Annotated in this window: 15 protein-coding genes; 10 read left to right on the top strand and 5 right to left on the bottom strand. The window is 70.1% G+C overall.

Annotated features, from left to right (window positions below):
* Nucleotides 1-86 precede the first annotated feature (86 nt).
* The 4 genes from A6048_RS10690 to A6048_RS10675 all read left to right on the top strand — a co-directional run bounded on the left by A6048_RS10690 (nucleotide 87) and on the right by A6048_RS10675 (nucleotide 4,494).
* A complete protein-coding gene (locus tag A6048_RS10690) occupies nucleotides 87-1,157 on the top strand; it encodes a phosphotransferase family protein (RefSeq protein WP_107749132.1) in 1,071 nt (356 codons plus the stop codon).
* 77 nt (nucleotides 1,158-1,234) lie between these two features.
* Nucleotides 1,235-1,996: an SDR family NAD(P)-dependent oxidoreductase gene (locus A6048_RS10685; RefSeq protein ID WP_107749159.1), complete on the top strand. Its 762-nt coding sequence runs from the start codon at nucleotides 1,235-1,237 to the stop codon at nucleotides 1,994-1,996.
* Nucleotides 1,997-2,035: 39 nt separating this feature from the next.
* Nucleotides 2,036-3,241: an acyl-CoA dehydrogenase family protein gene (locus A6048_RS10680; RefSeq protein ID WP_107749131.1), complete on the top strand. Its 1,206-nt coding sequence runs from the start codon at nucleotides 2,036-2,038 to the stop codon at nucleotides 3,239-3,241.
* A gap of 107 nt (nucleotides 3,242-3,348) precedes the next feature.
* The gene (locus A6048_RS10675; protein WP_200837328.1) at nucleotides 3,349-4,494 is read left to right on the top strand and encodes a thiolase family protein; all 1,146 of its coding nucleotides are present in this window, start codon (nucleotides 3,349-3,351) and stop codon (nucleotides 4,492-4,494) included.
* Nucleotides 4,495-4,735: 241 nt separating this feature from the next.
* On the opposite strand, the gene A6048_RS10665 is transcribed toward A6048_RS10675, so the two are convergent.
* Genes A6048_RS10665 through A6048_RS10655 form a run of 3 tightly spaced genes read right to left on the bottom strand, consistent with a single transcriptional unit; the run spans nucleotide 4,736 to nucleotide 8,204 of the window.
* A complete protein-coding gene (locus A6048_RS10665; protein ID WP_107749129.1) occupies nucleotides 4,736-5,839 on the bottom strand; it encodes a zinc-binding dehydrogenase in 1,104 nt (367 codons plus the stop codon).
* Nucleotides 5,840-5,853: 14 nt separating this feature from the next.
* The gene (locus A6048_RS10660; protein ID WP_107749128.1) at nucleotides 5,854-7,041 is read right to left on the bottom strand and encodes an acyl-CoA dehydrogenase family protein; all 1,188 of its coding nucleotides are present in this window, start codon (nucleotides 7,039-7,041) and stop codon (nucleotides 5,854-5,856) included.
* A complete protein-coding gene (locus tag A6048_RS10655; protein WP_107749127.1) occupies nucleotides 7,038-8,204 on the bottom strand; it encodes a CoA transferase in 1,167 nt (388 codons plus the stop codon). The genes A6048_RS10660 and A6048_RS10655 overlap by 4 nt, the downstream gene beginning before the upstream one ends.
* 124 nt (nucleotides 8,205-8,328) lie before the next feature.
* Between A6048_RS10655 and A6048_RS10650 the strand changes: the two genes are divergently transcribed.
* The 3 genes from A6048_RS10650 (at nucleotide 8,329) to fabG (ending at nucleotide 11,538) form a co-directional block, all read left to right on the top strand.
* Nucleotides 8,329-9,534, top strand: coding sequence for an acyl-CoA dehydrogenase family protein (locus A6048_RS10650; protein ID WP_107749126.1), 1,206 nt, complete (start codon nucleotides 8,329-8,331; stop codon nucleotides 9,532-9,534).
* 89 nt (nucleotides 9,535-9,623) lie between these two features.
* Nucleotides 9,624-10,817, top strand: coding sequence for a CaiB/BaiF CoA transferase family protein (locus tag A6048_RS10645; RefSeq protein ID WP_235027398.1), 1,194 nt, complete (start codon nucleotides 9,624-9,626; stop codon nucleotides 10,815-10,817).
* Complete coding sequence (fabG, locus tag A6048_RS10640) at nucleotides 10,798-11,538, top strand: 3-oxoacyl-ACP reductase FabG (RefSeq protein ID WP_107749124.1); 741 nt, start codon at nucleotides 10,798-10,800, stop codon at nucleotides 11,536-11,538. The genes A6048_RS10645 and fabG overlap by 20 nt, the downstream gene beginning before the upstream one ends.
* Nucleotides 11,539-11,604: 66 nt before the next feature.
* On the opposite strand, the gene A6048_RS10635 is transcribed toward fabG, so the two are convergent.
* Together A6048_RS10635 and A6048_RS10630 are read right to left on the bottom strand one after the other, a co-directional pair.
* On the bottom strand, nucleotides 11,605-12,366 hold the full coding sequence (locus A6048_RS10635; RefSeq protein ID WP_107749158.1) for a FadR/GntR family transcriptional regulator: 762 nt from the start codon (nucleotides 12,364-12,366) through the stop codon (nucleotides 11,605-11,607).
* An 8-nt stretch (nucleotides 12,367-12,374) separates the two neighbouring features.
* Nucleotides 12,375-13,394, bottom strand: coding sequence for a MaoC family dehydratase (locus A6048_RS10630; RefSeq protein ID WP_107749157.1), 1,020 nt, complete (start codon nucleotides 13,392-13,394; stop codon nucleotides 12,375-12,377).
* A 116-nt stretch (nucleotides 13,395-13,510) separates the two neighbouring features.
* On the opposite strand from A6048_RS10630, the gene A6048_RS10625 reads away from it, so the two are divergent.
* From A6048_RS10625 to A6048_RS10615, 3 genes are read left to right on the top strand one after another with little or no spacing between them, the layout of a single operon-like run.
* On the top strand, nucleotides 13,511-14,665 hold the full coding sequence (locus A6048_RS10625; RefSeq protein ID WP_107749123.1) for an acyl-CoA dehydrogenase family protein: 1,155 nt from the start codon (nucleotides 13,511-13,513) through the stop codon (nucleotides 14,663-14,665).
* Nucleotides 14,662-15,114: a MaoC family dehydratase gene (locus A6048_RS10620; RefSeq protein WP_107749122.1), complete on the top strand. Its 453-nt coding sequence runs from the start codon at nucleotides 14,662-14,664 to the stop codon at nucleotides 15,112-15,114. The genes A6048_RS10625 and A6048_RS10620 overlap by 4 nt, the downstream gene beginning before the upstream one ends.
* Before the next feature lie 60 nt (nucleotides 15,115-15,174).
* On the top strand, nucleotides 15,175-16,437 hold the full coding sequence (locus A6048_RS10615; RefSeq protein WP_235027397.1) for an acetyl-CoA C-acetyltransferase: 1,263 nt from the start codon (nucleotides 15,175-15,177) through the stop codon (nucleotides 16,435-16,437).
* Nucleotides 16,438-16,507: the final 70 nt, after the last annotated feature.

Below are 16,507 nucleotides of genomic sequence, written 5' to 3'. Positions count from 1 at the left end.
TGACCCGGACTGGTGTCCTGGGCCACACTCCACCGTACAGACCGAACGATCGCTCGGCCCGACGGGTCGTCCACGAGGAGAAGTGAATGTCAGCACAGGATGATGGTCCCGACCTCCCGCTGGACCAGTTGCTCCGCCCCGACGTCGTGGGGCCCAGGATCGCCGAGGCCACCGGCGAGCAGGCGTGGGGGGACTTCGACGCCGAGCTCATCGCGGGGGGCAAGTCCAACCTCACCTTCACGCTCCGCTCGGACGCGGGGGAGCTCATCCTCAGGCGCCCGCCGACGGGCCAGCTCCTGCCCAGCGCCCACGACATGGGGCGCGAGGCGCGGATCCAGCTGGGTCTGGCCGACACGGACGTGCCGGTGGCCCGGGTGGTGCTCAACGAGACCACCGGGGAGGACCTCGGCGTTCCGTACTACGTGATGGAGAAGGTGGTCGGCCACGTCATCCGCGACGCGTTGCCGCCGGGCTTCGCGGAATCCGACGACGACAAGGCGGCCATGGCCGACGCGCAGATCGACGCGATGGTCGCTCTCCACGCCGTGGATCAGGACGCCGTGGGCCTGGGCGACCTGGGCCGTCCCGACGGTTACCTCGAGCGGCAGCTGCGCCGGTGGCTGGGCCAGTCGGAGAAGGCCACCGGGTCCGTCCGCGCCGAACGCCTGCCCGACCTGGCGGCGCGTCTCGGCGAGAGCATGCCCACCTCGCCGTCGTCGCGGATCATCCACGGCGACTACCGCATGGACAACTATGTCGTGGACCCCGACGACCCGGGGCGCATCAAGGCGATCCTCGACTGGGAGCTGTCGACCCTCGGTGACCCGGTCGCCGACCTGGCACAGACGGTTCTGTACTGGGGCGATCCGGACGGGCCGACGGTGCCGCTCATCCCCAGCCTGACCACCGAACCCGGATGGCCCGGCCCGCAGCGGCTGCTCGACCGGTACTGCGCGGCGACCGACACCGATCCGTCCCACATGCCGTGGTACCTGGCGTTCGCCACGTTCAAGTTCGCGGCGATCGCCCAGGGTGTGGCCACCCGCTCGGAGGCCGGTGACATGGCCGGGCAGGACTTCGGCGACATCGGCCCTCAGATCCGCGAGTTGGTGGATCACGGCCATGCGATCCTCGACTCCCGGAAAGGCACCAACTGATGGCTGATCCCGCGTCCCACGCTCCCGTCCCCGACGCGCCCGTGCCGGTCGACCCCCGCACGGGTCCGACCACGGCGCTGCCTGTGCTCGACCGCTTCCGCCTCGACGGGCGCGTCGCGGTGATCACCGGCGCGTCGTCCGGACTCGGGGCCGGGTTCGCCCGCGCCCTGTCCTCCGCCGGTGCGACGGTCGTCCTGGCCGCCCGCCGTCGGGAGCGCCTCGACGCACTCGCCGAGGAGCTCCGCGCGGCCGGCGGTACGGCGTCGACGGTGGCCTGTGACGTCGCGGACCCCGAGGCGTGTGCCGAGATGGTCCGCTCTGCCATGGACTCCCACGGCCGGATCGACATCCTGGTCAACAACGCCGGCAGCGGCACCGCAGTGCCCGCGCTCAAGGAGACACCGGAGCAGTTCCGGAGCGTCGTGGACGTCAACCTCCACGGCGCCTACTGGGCGGCCAAGGAGTGCGCGGCCGTCATGGAGCCCGGGTCGAGCATCGTCAACGTGGCCAGCGTCCTCGGTCTGACCGCGGGATTCGCCCCGCAGGCCGCCTACTCGGCGTCCAAGGCCGCGGTCCTGGGCCTGACCCGGGACCTCGCCGCGCAGTGGGGGAGCCGCCGGGGCATCCGGGTCAATGCGCTGGCCCCCGGGTACTTCGCCTCGGAGATGACCGACGAGATCCCCGAGACGATGCTCGCCGACATCACCGGACGCACGATCTTCGGTCGGCTCGGGCTGCAACCGGAACTCGACTCCGCCCTTCTCTTCCTCGCCTCCGACGCCTCGTCGTTCATCACCGGGTCGACCCTCACCGTCGACGGCGGCATGACCCTTCACTAGTCCTCTTCCTCACCAGTTCTCGACCCAGGAGACATCACCATGGAATTCGCGCACAGTCAGCGCAGCGCCGAGCTGCAGGAGAACATGTGGGAGTTCATGCGCGAGCATGTGTTCCCCGCCGAGCCGGTGTGGGCCGAGTACCTGCGCACGCACGGCGACCACGAGCACCCGCCCGTCATGGAGGAGCTCAAGGAGGAGGCGCGGCGTCGTGGGTTGTGGAACCTCTTCCTGCCGGAGTGGTCCGGAATCTCCAACCTCGAGTTCGCGGCGGTCTCGGAGATCTCCGGCTGGTCGCCCGTGATCGCCCCCGAGGCGATCAATTCGCAGGCGCCCGACACCGGGAACATGGAGACCTTCCACCTGTTCGGGACCGACGAGCAGAAGGCCGCGTATCTCGAGCCGCTCAAGGAGGGCAGGATCCGGTCGGCGTACGCCATGACCGAGCCGGACGTCGCGTCCTCGGACGCGACCAACGTGCAAACCGTCATCCGCCGTGAGGGCGACGAGTACGTGATCAACGGCCGCAAGTGGTGGATCACGGGCGTGGCGGACAAGCGCTGCGAGATCTTCATCGTCATGGGCAAGACGGACGAGTCCGCTCAGACCCACCGCCAGCAGTCGATGGTCCTGGTCCCGCGGGGTACCCCGGGGCTCACGATCGAGCGCAACCTCCCGCTGTTCGGCTACCAGGACCAGCACGGTCACTGCGAGCTCGTCTTCTCGGACGTCCGGGTGCCGACGTCGAACCTGCTGGGTGAGGAGGGCGCCGGGTTCGCGATCGCGCAGGCGCGCCTCGGGCCGGGCCGGATCCACCACGCCATGCGCGCGATCGGGATGGCCGAGCGGGCGTTGGCCCTGATGGTCGACCGAGCCAAGTCGCGCCACGCCTTCGGCGGGTACCTGTCCGAACAGGGCGTGGTCCAGGAGCACATCGCCAACTCCCGTATCGAGATCGACCAGGCACGCCTGCAGGTCCAGCACTGCGCGTGGATGATCGACACCGTCGGCGCCAAGGAGGCCCGGTTCGAGATCTCGGCCATCAAGGTGATCGCACCGCAGGTCGCGTGCACCGTGATCGACCGTGCGATCGAGATCTTCGGCGGCGCCGGCGTCTCCGACGACACCCCCCTCGCGTACTTCTACGCCTGGGCGCGGGCCCTGCGGATCGTCGACGGCCCCGACGCCGTGCACCGCCGCACCATCGCGCGCGGCGAACTCAAGCGCACGCCGCCGTACGTCGGCTAGACAAGAACCGGCAAACGAGAACCAGAAGCAGAAACACTCAGACGCAGAGACTGGGCCGGTCGCCGAGACAGGACCAGTCGCTGTGGCGAGTCCACACCAGGAGACACATCATGGGAGCAGTAATCGTCGAGGCCGTGCGCAGCGCGGTGGGCAAACGCAAGGGCGGGCTGGCAGGGGTCCATCCGGCCGACCTGTCGGGCAAGGTCCTGAACGCACTCGTCGAGCGTGCGGGGGTCGACCCGGCGATCGTCGAAGACGTGATCTGGGGTTGTGTGACCCAGGCCGGCGAGCAGACCGGTGACATCGCGCGTACCGCGGTCCTGTCGGCCGGGTGGCCGGAGACCGTCACAGGCGTGACCATCGATCGTCAGTGTGGCTCGTCGCAGCAGGCGCTGAGCTTCGCCGTCGCGGTGGTGGAGTCCGGCTACCACGACGTGGTGGTGGCCGGCGGCGTCGAGTCCATGACCCGCCAGCCGATGGGCAGTTCCATCACGGGTGAGGGCATTCCGTACGGCGCGGACTTCCTCGGACGCTACGACGGCACCATGCCCAACCAGGGTGTCGGCGCCGAGATGATCGCCGAGCGGTGGGGCCTCACGCGGACCCGGCTGGACGAGTTCGCCGTGGCGTCTCACGAGAAGGCCGCCGCAGCCCAGGACGCCGGGTTCTTCGCCGGGCACATCGTCCCGGTTGCCACTCCCGACGGCGTGTTCGACGCCGACCAGGGCATTCGCCGCGGGAGCACCGTGGAGGGCCTGGCGGGGCTCAAGACCCCGTTCAAGGAGGACGGTGTGATCCACGCGGGCAACGCCTCGCAGATCTCGGACGGCTCTGCCGCCATCCTGGTGATGAGCGAGGAGGCGGCCGCCAGGTACGGCTGCACCCCGATCGCGCGTGTCCACACGGCGACGCTCGCCGGCGACGATCCGGTCATCATGCTCACCGCCCCGATCCCGGCCACCGCCAAGGCCCTGGAGAAGTCCGGCCTGACGATCGACGACATAGGGGTGTTCGAGGTCAACGAGGCCTTCGCCTCGGTCCCGATGGCGTGGCTCGCCGAGACCGGCGCCGACCCGGCCAAGCTCAACCCCAACGGCGGCGCGATCGCCCTCGGCCACCCGCTGGGCGGGTCCGGTGCCCGCATCATGACGGACATGGTGCACCACATGAAGGCCAATGGGATCCGCTACGGCCTGCAGACCATGTGTGAGGGCGGCGGCCAGGCCAACGCCACGATCATCGAGCTGCTCTGACCCGACTCCGGTCGTCCCCCCGCGACCCCGGCCTCCCTCAGGGAGTCCGGGGTCTCGGTGTTCTCGCGTCGACAAGAGCGTTTCGTACGTATCGGGCGAGTGAGAATGCGCGGAACGCTCTTCTCGATGAGGTGGATGGGTGGGGAACGGCGGGCGCGGGAGCGGATGCCAGCGGCGGGGGAGTCGGCGCGGGGTTCGGCGGGGGAGTCGGCGCGGGGTTCGGCGTGGGAGTCGGCGCGGGTCAGGGGCCGGTGAGGACGACAGCGCGGCCCAGGACCTCGCCGCGGTCCAGCGCCTGATAGGTCTCCGGCGCGTCGTCGAGCCCCACATACCGGGAGATCACGCTGCTCAGGTCCAGCTTCCCGGCGGCGAGCAACCGGATGAGCGCGGGCACGTCCTGCCGCGCGCGGGCACCGTAGGAGCCCTTGATCTGGATCTTGCGGCGCACGACCCGCGCGAGGTCCACGTCCAACACTGTTCCCGCCGGGGGGATGCCCACCACCACGACCCTGCCGCCCTCGCGGGCGATGTCCGTGGCCTGACGGGTGGTGGCAGCCGACCCCAGGGCCTCGAAGGCGGCGTCGACACCCCTGCCCCCGGTGATCCCCATGACGGCCTCCGTCGCGTCGACCTGGGCGGCGTTGATCGTATGAGTGGCGCCCATGCGCCGTGCCAGGGCGAGCTTCTCCTCGTCCACGTCGATGGCGATGACGGATTCGGCGCCACTCACCGCGGCCAGCTGGACGATGTTCTGCCCGACGCCGCCCACGGCCACGACCGCGACAGACTCTCCGGTCCGCACGTCCCCGACGTTCCGCACGGCGCCGTAGGCGGTGAACAGCGAGCAGCCCAGGATCGCCGAATCCTTCAGGTCGATTTCCTCCGGCAGGCCGAACACGGCGGTGGCGGGCGTGACGCTGTACTCGGCGAGGCCGCCCATGGAGTACATCGACAGCGGCTCACCGTTCGCGCGGTGCAGCCTGGTCTCCCCGTCGTACAGGGTCCCGCCGAGGCGGTTGTACTCGAAGAACGTGGAGCAGAGGTCCTCCATCCCGCGGGCGCAGTTCTCGCACCACCCGCACGGCATGATGAACGACCCCACCACGCGGTCGCCCGAGCGGACGTTGGTCACGCCCCGGCCGACCTCGGCGACGACGCCCGAGACCTCGTGTCCGAGGACCCCGGGGAGCGGGAACCGTACCTCGCCCTTCATCACGTGCAGGTCGGTGTGGCACACCCCGCAGGCGGTGTTGTGGATCAGGACCTCGCCCTCCCGGGGTTCGGGGATGGGGATGTCCTCGATCACCAGGGGGGATTCCGTGTCGACACACACCGCAGCCTTCATGGTGGCGACTGTACTCAGCCGCTGCGGCCGAGGAGCTCGTCCGAGATGATCCGCATCTGGATCTCGCTGGTGCCCTCGAAGATGCGGGTCAGCCGGGCGTCGCGCCAGTGCCGCTCCACCTGGAAGTCGGTGGTGTATCCGGCCCCGCCGTGGATCTGGACGCCCTGCGAGGTCACCCGTTCGGCCATCTCGGTGGCCACGAGTTTGCACATCGCGGCCTCGAGCGAGCAGCGGCGCCCGGAGTCGATGGAGGTGGCCACCGAGTACATGAGCTGGCGAGCGGCCTCGATGTCGGCGGCCATCTTGGCGATCTCGAAGCGCAGGTACTGGAAGTCGCCGATCGGCCTACCGAACTGCTCGCGGGTGGCGACGTAGGCGATCGAGTCCTCCAGCGCGGCACGGGCCAGACCGATGGCGCGGGCGGCGGTGTGGGCGCGACCGACCTCCAGACCGGAGACCGCCAGGTAGAAGCCCCGGCCCTCCTCGCCGAGCAGGGCCGACGCCGGGATCCGGAAGTCGTCGCACGACAACTCCCAGGTCTGCCAACCGAAGTAGCCGATCTTGCGGACGGGGTTCCCGGAGATGCCGGCGGGGAATGAGCCACGCTCCTTCTCGACGAGGAATGTGGAGATCCCGCGGTGCGGTCGGGCCGGGTCCTTGTCCGGGTCTGTGCGCGCGAACAGGACGAGGTAGTCGGCCTGGTCGGCGTAGGTGCACCACATCTTGGTGCCGTTGACCACCCACTCGTCGCCCTCGCGGACGGCACGGCACGAGATGTTGGCGACGTCGGATCCCGCCTCGGCCTCCGATAGGGCGTAGGCGCCCAGCCACTCGCCACGGGCGACGCGGGGCAGCAGGCGCTCCTCCTGCTCAGGTGTGAATCCGCCGCCCATGCCGTTGCCGCGGGCGAGCAGTCCCGAGACTGACAACCAACCGCGGGCCAGTTCCTCGGCGACCAGGCAGTACTCGAAGACGCCCAGGCCGAGCCCCCCGTGCTCCTCGGGGATCATGATGCCGAAGAAGCCCATGTCGGCCATCTTCTGACGGAGGTCGTCCGGGATGTCCCCGCGCTCCGGGTCGAGACGGTTGGCGACCGGGAGGACCTCCTTGGCGGTGAACTCACGGGCCAGGTCTCGGATCGCGAGCCGCTCGTCCGTGAGGTAGACGGGGACGCCTGCGCGAGCGGTGGGCTTGTGGGTCATCGGGATGATCCTCCGCTGGTGAGTCGGTCGGTATCCGCGCCGAGTCGGGGCGCCGGGCCGGCGGCGAGGTGGGTGCCGTCGAACGTCGCGGGGTGCGCGGCGGCCAGATACCGGCCGATCCCCGGTTGGTCGACGGGGGAGAAGAGCGGGTTGGCCTCGAGATCGCCCTCCGACACGACCTGGTCGAAGGTGCGGTATCGCTCGTGGAGCACGACCGACCCGGCGAGCGTGCGTGCCACCTCGTCGGTGGTGTGGGCCGCGAACCAGCGCGCGAACAGCGCGGCCAGCACCTCGCGATAGGAGTAGCGGTCGGCCTCGGTGGTGAAGTCGGCGCCTGTCGCGGATTCGAGGGCGTCGACCGCCTCTCGAGTGCCGGTGAGGCGTGCGAGGTCATGGAAGTGGCGTGTGGTCAGGGCGACGACCATGAAGCGGCCGCCATCGGAGGTCGAGAAGTCCGTTCCGAAGGTGCCGTAGACGTGGTTGCCCACCGCCGGGCGCGAGGACCCGTCCAGCTGCGGCTCGGTGAGGTAGCCGAGCGTGCCGGCGGTGGCGAGCGCCACGTCGTCGAGTGGGAGGACGATCCGTCGTCCCCGGCCCGTCCTCTCGCGCTCGCGCACGGCCGCGACCACGGCCAACGCCGCGTGGAGGCCCGCGGCGACATCCCAGGCGGGCAGGGCGTGGTTGACCACCTGTCCGGAGCCGGGACCAGTAATGGCGGGGAAACCGAGGGCGGCGTTGACGGTGTAGTCGACGCCCGGGCGGCCGTCGCGCCGCCCGAGCAGTTCCAGGGTGATGACGTCGGGCCGGGTCTCGGCCAGACGCTCGTGACCCATCCACGCCCGGCCGCCGGAGTTGGTCACGAGGATCCCCGCGCCCTCGCCGGGCGCGGTCACCAGGTCCCGGAACGCCTGCTGGCCGTCGTCTGATCGCAGGTCGAGGGTGACCGAGGACTTTCCCCTGTTGAGGCCGGTCCAGTAGATCGAGGTGCCGTCCGGGGCGAGCGGCCACCGGTTCACGTCGGCCGCCCCGCCCAGTGGGTCGACCCGGATGACCTCCGCGCCGAGCTGGGCCAGGGTGAGCCCACACAGGGGGGAGGCCACGAAGCTGGACAGTTCGACCACGCGGATGCCCTCGAGGGGGCGAGACGCGACGGATCCGGTCATCGGTTACTCCCGTGGGTGCTGCGGGGACGGTTGCTCCTCGCTTGAAATCCTGATAATAGTTGGGACCATACTGCAGTGGATGCGCGTTCCGCGACACCCACCACGGGCGACGGGGGAAGAGACCATGGGCGGGCAACCGATCACAGCGACCTCGGAGGTCGACGCGGAGGACTTCGCGCACATCCTCGCGGCGACCCGGGAGTACGTCCGCACGGTCGTGGTGCCCCGTGAGCAGGAGATCGCCGACACCGATGCCATCCCGCACGACATCCGGACCGGACTGGCCGAGATGGGGATGTTCGGGTACGCGATCCCGCAGCAGTGGGGCGGACTCGGGCTGGACCTGGCCCAGGACGTCGAGCTGGCGATGGAGTTCGGGTACACCTGCCTGGCCATGCGGTCGCTGTTCGGCACCAACAACGGGATCGCCGGACAGGTCCTGGTGAACTTCGGGACGGACGAGCAGAAGACCGAGTGGCTCGAGAGGATCGCCTCCGGCGAGGTGGTCGCCTCCTTCGCCCTCACCGAGGACGGTGCCGGGTCCAACCCCGCGGGCCTGACGACCAGGGCCGTCCGCGACGGGGGACAGGGCGGGGACTGGATCATCGACGGCACCAAGCGCTTCATCACCAACGCGCCGGTGGCGAATCTGTTCGTGCTGTTCGCCCGGACCCGACCCGCCGACGAGAGCGGGACGGGGATCGCCGTGTTCCTCGTCCCCGCCGACGCCCCGGGGGTCACGGTGGGGCCGAAGGACCGGAAGATGGGCCAGGAAGGCGCCTCGACCTCCGAGGTGAGCTTCAGTGGTGTCCGCGTCCCGGCCTCGGCTCTGGTGGGCGGCGACGAGGACGCCGGGTACCGGGCGGCGATGACGTCACTGGCCCGCGGTCGCGTCCACATCGCCGCTGTGGCCGTGGGGTCCGCCATGAGGGCGCTCGACGAGTCGCTGGCCTATGCGGCCACCACCACACAGGGGGGCACGGCCGTCGGCGGCTTCCAACTGGTCCAGGCGATGCTCGCCGAGCAGCAGGTCGGCGTGATGGCCGGACAGGCACTGGTCCGGGAGGTCGCGGCCAAGTACGTCTCGGGAGAGGACCGCCGGATCGCCCCGTCGGTCGCCAAGCTGTACTGCACCGAGATGGCGGGGAAGGTCGCCGACCTGGCCGTCCAGATCCACGGCGGCACCGGCTACATGCGGGGCGTGGCGGTCGAGCGGATCTACCGCGACATCCGCCTGCTGCGTCTCTACGAGGGCACGAGCGAGATCCAGAAGCTGATCATCGGCGGGGGACTCGTCCGCGGCTGGAGCCCTGGGGCGGGCGTCAGATGAGTGGCGGGCCTGAGTCAGCCGGCGTCGATTCGAGCAGGGGCGATTCAAGCCCGGTCGAGTCGAGCGGGGCTGACTCCAGCGGAGCCGAAATGCTCCCGCTGGAAGGGATCACCGTGGTGGCGGTCGAGCAGGCCGTCGCCGGCCCGCTCGCCACCCGTCACCTCGCGGATCTCGGCGCCCGCGTCATCAAGATCGAACGGCAGGGGGAGGGCGACTTCGCCCGCTCCTACGACGACACCGTCCTCGGGCTGGCCTCGCACTTCGTCTGGCTCAACCGGGGCAAGGAGTCGATCGAACTCGACCTGGCCTCCGAGAACGGCCGGCAGATCGCGCTCGAACTGGCCGACCGCGCGGACGTGGTGCTCAGCAACCTGGCGCCCGGGGCGATGGAGCGGTTGGGTCTGGGGGCCGCTGCGTTACGTGAGCGGAAGGACGACCTCGTCGTCGTCACCATCAGTGGCTACGGCGACACCGGACCGTACCGCGACCGTAAGGCCTACGACATGCTCGTCCAGGCCGAATCCGGGCTGTGCTCGATCACCGGCACCCCCGAGACCGCGACCAAGACGGGCGTCCCCGTCTCCGATATCGCGACCGGCATGTACGCACTCTCGGCCATCCAGTCGGCGTTGTTCCGGCGGGAGCGGACCGGGCGCGGTGCCACCATCGAGGTGTCCATGTTCGAGGCGACCGCCGAATGGATGGGTCACCCCATGTACATCCGGATGTACGCGGACCGGCAGGTGGGCAGGATGGGGCTGTCGCACGCCTCGATCTGCCCGTACGACGCGTTCCCCACCACGGACGGGCAGGTCCTGATCGGGGTGCAGAACGACCGCGGATGGGCGGCGCTGGTCCGCGACGTGTTGGGGCGGCCCGACCTCGTCGACGACAAGCGGTTCGCCACCAACATCGCCCGCGTGGCCCGCCGGGCGGAGGTGGACGAGCTGATCGGCAGGTTGACCAGCGGGTTCGGGTCCGAGGAGCTCGCGGCCAGACTCGACCGGTTCGGGGTTCCGGCCGCCCGGCTCAACGACGTGGCCGCCCTGGTGGACCACCCCCAGCTCGAGGCACGGGACCGGTGGCGGGACGTCGACACCCCCGCCGGCCCGATCAGGGGCCTGCTGCCGCCGATGACCTTTGCAGACGTAGAGCTGCCCATGGGGCCCGTCCCCGCACTGGGCCAACACACGGACGCGATCCTCGCCGAACTGGGCCGCGACTCCAGATTCCAGGACACGACACGAGAGAAGGACACACATCATGGGACTGCTCGAGGGTAAGACCGCCGTCGTCACCGGAGCCGCACGCGGCATCGGCCTGGAGATCGCCAGGACGTTCATCGACAATGGTGCGCGCGTCGTGATCGGGGACATCGACGACGAGGCGGGCGCGGCCGCGGTCACCGAGCTGGGTGGGCAGGGCAGGGCGCGCTATGTCCACTGCGACGTGCGGGAGGGCGCTGCGGTCGAGGCGATGATCGACGTCGCCGAGGAGGAGTTCGGCCCGCTCGGGGTGTTCGTCAACAACGCCGGCGTCACCCGCGACGCGACCATGCGCAAGATGACCGAGCAGCAGTTCGACGACATCATCGCGATCCACCTCAAGGGCACGTGGAACGGCACTCGCGCGGCGGCCGGTCGCATGCGCGAGCACGGGGGAGGGGCGATCGTCAACGTCTCCTCCATCTCCGGCAAGGTCGGGCTGATGGGACAGACCAACTACTCCGCCGCCAAGGCCGGGATCGTCGGACTGACCAAGGCCGCCGCCAAGGAGGTCGCGTTCAAGAACGTGCGCGTCAACGCCATCCAGCCCGGCCTCATCCGCACCGCGATGACCCTGGCGATGCCGCAGCACGTGTGGGACGAGAAGATGGCCGAGATCCCCATGGGGCGGGCGGCCGAGCCGAGCGAGGTGGCGCAGGTGGTGCTGTTCCTGGCCAGCGACATGTCGAGCTACATGACCGGCACGGTTCTCGAGATCACCGGCGGACGCCACATCTAGAGCGCCTCGGACGCGACGAGTGCCCCGACCCGGGTATTCCGGGCGGGGCATCCTGCTCGGTCCGGATCAGCCGTCGAGTTCCCACCGGATCGGCTGGGCGAGCGCGGCGTGGAACCGCTTCTCGAGATACGTGGTGTGCTCGTGGATGTGGACCGACATGAGCCGGGACGCGGCATCGGCGTCCCGGTCGGCGATCGCGGCGTAGATCTCGTCGTGGATGTCGCAGGTCAGCTCGCGCTGCCGCCGGGGGTACGTGATCCCCATGGACGCGCCGGCGATGAGGCCCGTCAGGGCGTCGAAGAGGTACCCGAAGAGTGCGTTCCCGGAGCCCCACGCGATCAGCTCGTGGAAACGTTCGGACTGCGCGGAGAACACGGCCTGATCGCCTATCTGTTCTCGGGCCACGCGGAGGTTCTCGGCGAGTCGCTCGAGACCGGCGTCGTCGATCCGGGTGGTCGCCAGCCGCGCGATGGAGGGCTCGAGTGCGGCGCGGGCTTCCATGATGGTGGAGAACGGGGCGTTCTCGAACTGCAGGAGCAGACTCAGCGTGGCCGCGAGCGTTCCCCCGTCGGGTTGCTGCACGATGGGCCCGCCACCCGGGCCCGGCTTGAGCATGATGACTCCCTGGAGTTCCAGGTAGCGCAGCGACTCACGGAGCGTGCCGCGGCCGACCCCGTACTCCTCCAGCATGAGGTGCTCCGGCGGCAGTCGGTCACCCACCGTGTTCCCGCGCCGGGAGATGTCCTCGACGATCTGCTGGGCCACGATGAGCGCCGTCTTCTTGGGTCGACCGACCCCCGGGCGTGTGCCGCCGCTGCCTGAACTCATGACAACCATTATCCCCGTCCCCCGTCGCAGGCCATGAGGACGGTGTACGTCCAGTCCAGGACGGGTGCCTCGCCGTCCGCCCGGTGTGCGGTGACGAGGGATCTGAGGTCCAGCGCGGTGCCGCCGCCCGCCAGGCCGACCGCGGCCCCCACCACGAGTTCGCTGCTCAGGGTGTCGCCCTCGCGGACCGGGCCCAGGTGGTCGCACGAGTGCCATCCGAGCACGGTGACCATCGCTGGCAGCGCGCGCGTGGCCTGCGAGAGAGCGAGCCCGATGGTGTGGCCGCCGTAGACCAACCGGCCGGTGCCGGAGACACGGGCGTCGTGATGGGTCTGGGCGATGTTCATGGTGAGCCGGGCCAGCTCCGGTGCGCTCGACACCACGTCGGCGCCCGGGCGCAGGACGGAGCCTTCGGCGGGGAGGGTGTCGCCGGCCCCGGGAACCGCGGAGCGGTAGGCGGCGAGGTCCCACCCGCCGGGTGCCGCCCACGGCCGAGCAGCCCCGGCCCCGATCACCGACAGGTCGTCGGCGTGCGCGCACGATTCCGGGTCGACGCCCGGGGCCAGCGGCACCATGGCGCAGCGGTGGAAGTCCAGGACGGTCCGTCCGTCCTGATCGGTGGTGGTCACGCGCAGTGCGGCCAGCCCGGTGGCGGCGCGGCCCGGCCTGGACGTGGTGGACTTGAGACCCACGACCTCCGTCCGGGTTGTCACCGTGTCACCGATCCGGGGCGCGGTGAACAGACGCAGGCCGCGGTAGAAGAGGTTGGCCCTGACGCGCTGGGTGATCACGGTGGACTGGCCTATCGCCACATCGGTGACCAGCCCGGGGTGAGCCACCGTGCCGCCGGTCACGGCGTGGGCGAGGTGGTGGTCCAGGGGAAGGCGCAGTCGGTCGCCGAGGATCGCCTGATGCGCCGCGGCGAGACCCTCCGTCAAGGTGACGGACGGGGCGTCGGTGACGACCTGCCCCACCGTCAGCTCGTCGAAGTAGGGGCCGCCGACGGGACCGGCGTCGCTTCTGTCCATGACCACCATCCTATACAAACCATGCGCATGATTATTGACTATTGGGCTGGAGGTTGCGACGATGGGCCCACGCCCCGCCGGGCGGGCGGCCCGAGACGACGACGAGGTGTTCCACAGTGCCGGATCTGAACGACGAAGAGTCCTATCTGATCGCGACCGTGCGCCAGTTCATCGACCGCGACGTCAAGCCGTCCGTGCTCGAGTTGGAACACGCGAACGAGTACCCGGAGCGCTGGATCGAACAGATGAAGCAGATCGGGATCTACGGCCTGGCCGTGCCCGAGGAGTACGGCGGGACGCCGGTCTCGATGCCCTGCTACGTGCGCGTCACCGAGGAACTCGCCCGCGGCTGGATGTCGCTCGCCGGGGCCATGGGCGGGCACACGGTGGTGGCCAAGCTCCTCACCGAGTTCGGGACCGAGGAACAGAAGGCCACCTATCTCCCGACGATGGCCACGGGTGAACTGCGGGCGACGATGGCGCTGACCGAGCCCGGCGGGGGGTCCGACCTGCAGGGCATGAGCACCGTCGCGAAGCCCGACGGCGAGGACCTGGTGATCACCGGCGCCAAGACGTGGATCTCCAACGCGCGCCGCTCCGGCCTCATCGCCCTGTTGTGCAAGACGGACCCGGCGGCCACTCCCACGCACACGGGGATCTCGATCGTGCTGGTCGAGCACGGACCCGGACTGACGGTATCCAGAGATCTACCCAAGCTCGGGTACAAGGGCGTCGAGACGTGCGAGTTGGCCTTCGACGGTTATCGCACGCCCGCCACACAGGTGCTCGGCGGCGAGCCCGGACGTGGATTCGCCCAGATGATGAAGGGCCTCGAGACCGGGCGGATCCAGGTGGCGAGCCGCGCCCTCGGCGTGGCCGCGGCCGCGCTCGAGGACTCGCTCGCGTACGCGCAGCAGCGTGAGTCGTTCGGGCAACCGATCTGGAAGCACCAGGCGATCGGCCATCATCTGGCCAACATGGCCACCAAGCTCTCCGCCGCCCGCCAACTCACGCTGCACGCCGCCGAGCGTTCCGATGCCGGCGAGCGCTGCGACATGGAGGCGGGGATGGCCAAGCTCTTCGCGTCCGAGGTCGGCATGGAGATCGCACTCGACGCGGTCCGTATCCACGGCGGCTACGGGTATTCGACCGAGTACGACGTGGAGCGCTATTTCCGCGACGCGCCCCTGATGATCGTCGGCGAGGGCACCAACGAGATCCAACGCAACGTCATCGCATCCCAACTGGTGTCACGAGGAGGACTGTCATGAAGGTGTTCGAGGGGCTCGACCAGCTCGAGGCGGAGATCGGCCGGCACGTGGGCTACAGCGACTGGATGGAGATCACCCAGGAGCGGATCGACGCGTTCGCCGAGGCGACCGGGGACCACCAGTGGATCCACGTCGACCCGGTCCGCGCGGCGGAGGGGCCGTACGGGGTCACCATCGCCCACGGGTACCTCACCCTCTCCCTGCTCCCGGTGCTGGGAGCGGAGGTCATGGAGATCCGGGGCTTCCGGATGATGATCAACTACGGCCTCGACAAGGTGCGGTTCCCGGCGCCGGTGCCGGTGGGGTCGCGCATCCGGGCGGGGATCCAACTCACCTCGCTCCAGCGCAAGTCCTCGGGTGTCCAGCTCAACAGTCTGGTGACCGTCGAGGTCGAGGGCGGGGATCGTCCGGCGGTCGTCGCCGAGACCGTCCGGATGATGGTGGAGTGAGTCGATGACGCGGCCCCGGACACCCCGCACCGCGCGTCAGGTGCCCCGAGGAGCCACGCCATGACCCGGGGACCCGGTCCCCGCATGGCGGAGGCCCTGGCCGACATCGTGGTCTGCGAACCCGTGCGCACCGCGGTGGGGCGCCGCCACGGCGCCCTCGCCCCACTCGGGGCCGCCGATCTCGCCGCGGCCGCGATCGCCGGACTGGTCGAGCGGACCGGTCTGGCCGCCACGGACGTCGACGACGTGATCCTGGGGCAGTGCTACCCGAACGGTGAGGCCCCGGCGATCGGACGCGTCGCGGCCCTGGACGCCGGGCTGGACATCCGCACCCCCGGGATCCAGATCGACCGTCGGTGCGGATCCGGTCTGCAGGCCGTGCTCAACGCCGCCATGCAGGTGGCCGTGGGCGTGAGCGACGTGGTGATCGCCGGGGGAGCGGAATCGATGTCGAACAGTGAGTTCTACTCGCTGGGACTGCGTGGTGGGGTCCGCGGCGACCGCGTGGAGTTCGTCGACCGGATTGCGCGAGGCCGGGTGACGTCGGGCGGTCGGGACCACCCGGTGGCCGGCGGGATGCTCGAGACCGCCGAGAACCTCCGCGCCGAGTACTCGATCTCCCGCGGGGAGCAGGACGAGCTGGCGGCCGAGAGCCAGCGGCGCGCGATCGCGGCGCAGGACGGGGGAGTGTTCGACGAGGAGATCGTGCCGGTGCGGGTCCCTCAGCGCAGGGGGGACGACGTCGTCGTCGACACCGACGAGCACCCGCGACGAGGAGTCACCGCCGACTCGCTGGCGGCGCTGCGTCCCGTGCGCTCCCGCGTCGACCCCGACGCGACCGTGACCGCCGGCAACGCCAGCGGTGAGAACGACGGCGCCGCCGTGTGCGTCGTGACCACCCGCGGGCGCGCTGCGGCCCTCGGCCTGCGGGCGTACGTGAGACCGCTGGGCTGGTCGGTGACCGGGGTGCATCCGGCCCGGATGGGGATCGGACCCGTCTCCGCCACCGCCGAACTGCTGGACACACTCGGGTTGCGCCTCGCGGACTTCGACCTGATCGAACTCAACGAGGCCTTCGCCGCCCAGGTCCTGGCGTGCCTGCGCGAGTGGGAGTCCGGGTTCGGCTTCACCACCGCCGACCGCGAGCGGCTCAACGTGCACGGTTCCGGGATCTCTCTCGGTCACCCCGTCGGCGCCACGGGGACACGTATCCTCACCACCGTGTGCCGTGAGCTCGCCCGGAGACAGGGCCGGTTCGCGCTGGAGACGATGTGCCTCGGCGGGGGGCAGGGCCTGGCCGCAGCCTTCGAGAGGGTGTCGTGACGTAGTCGCCGTCCCGGCCGCCGGAGGAGCCTCACGAATTCACGATGAGTTAACTCACACTCTTGTGATT

It is taken from the genome of Dietzia psychralcaliphila (genome assembly GCF_003096095.1).
Lineage (GTDB): Bacteria > Actinomycetota > Actinomycetes > Mycobacteriales > Mycobacteriaceae > Dietzia > Dietzia psychralcaliphila.
The sequence above is the reverse complement of the archived record's forward strand: the minus strand, read 5'-3'. Positions and strand labels throughout refer to the sequence as shown.

Coding starts and splice junctions, on each gene's coding strand:
- A6048_RS10665 (WP_107749129.1), bottom strand. CDS start 5,839: ATGAAGGCTGCGGTGTGTGTCGACACGGAATCCCCCCTGGTGATCGAG.
- A6048_RS10655 (WP_107749127.1), bottom strand. CDS start 8,204: ATGACCGGATCCGTCGCGTCTCGCCCCCTCGAGGGCATCCGCGTGGTC.
- A6048_RS10650 (WP_107749126.1), top strand. CDS start 8,329: ATGGGCGGGCAACCGATCACAGCGACCTCGGAGGTCGACGCGGAGGAC.
- A6048_RS10615 (WP_235027397.1), top strand. CDS start 15,175: ATGACCCGGGGACCCGGTCCCCGCATGGCGGAGGCCCTGGCCGACATC.
- A6048_RS10620 (WP_107749122.1), top strand. CDS start 14,662: ATGAAGGTGTTCGAGGGGCTCGACCAGCTCGAGGCGGAGATCGGCCGG.
- A6048_RS10660 (WP_107749128.1), bottom strand. CDS start 7,041: ATGACCCACAAGCCCACCGCTCGCGCAGGCGTCCCCGTCTACCTCACG.
- A6048_RS10635 (WP_107749158.1), bottom strand. CDS start 12,366: ATGAGTTCAGGCAGCGGCGGCACACGCCCGGGGGTCGGTCGACCCAAG.
- A6048_RS10630 (WP_107749157.1), bottom strand. CDS start 13,394: ATGGACAGAAGCGACGCCGGTCCCGTCGGCGGCCCCTACTTCGACGAG.
- A6048_RS10690 (WP_107749132.1), top strand. CDS start 87: ATGTCAGCACAGGATGATGGTCCCGACCTCCCGCTGGACCAGTTGCTC.
- A6048_RS10645 (WP_235027398.1), top strand. CDS start 9,624: ATGCTCCCGCTGGAAGGGATCACCGTGGTGGCGGTCGAGCAGGCCGTC.
- fabG (WP_107749124.1), top strand. CDS start 10,798: ATGGGACTGCTCGAGGGTAAGACCGCCGTCGTCACCGGAGCCGCACGC.
- A6048_RS10680 (WP_107749131.1), top strand. CDS start 2,036: ATGGAATTCGCGCACAGTCAGCGCAGCGCCGAGCTGCAGGAGAACATG.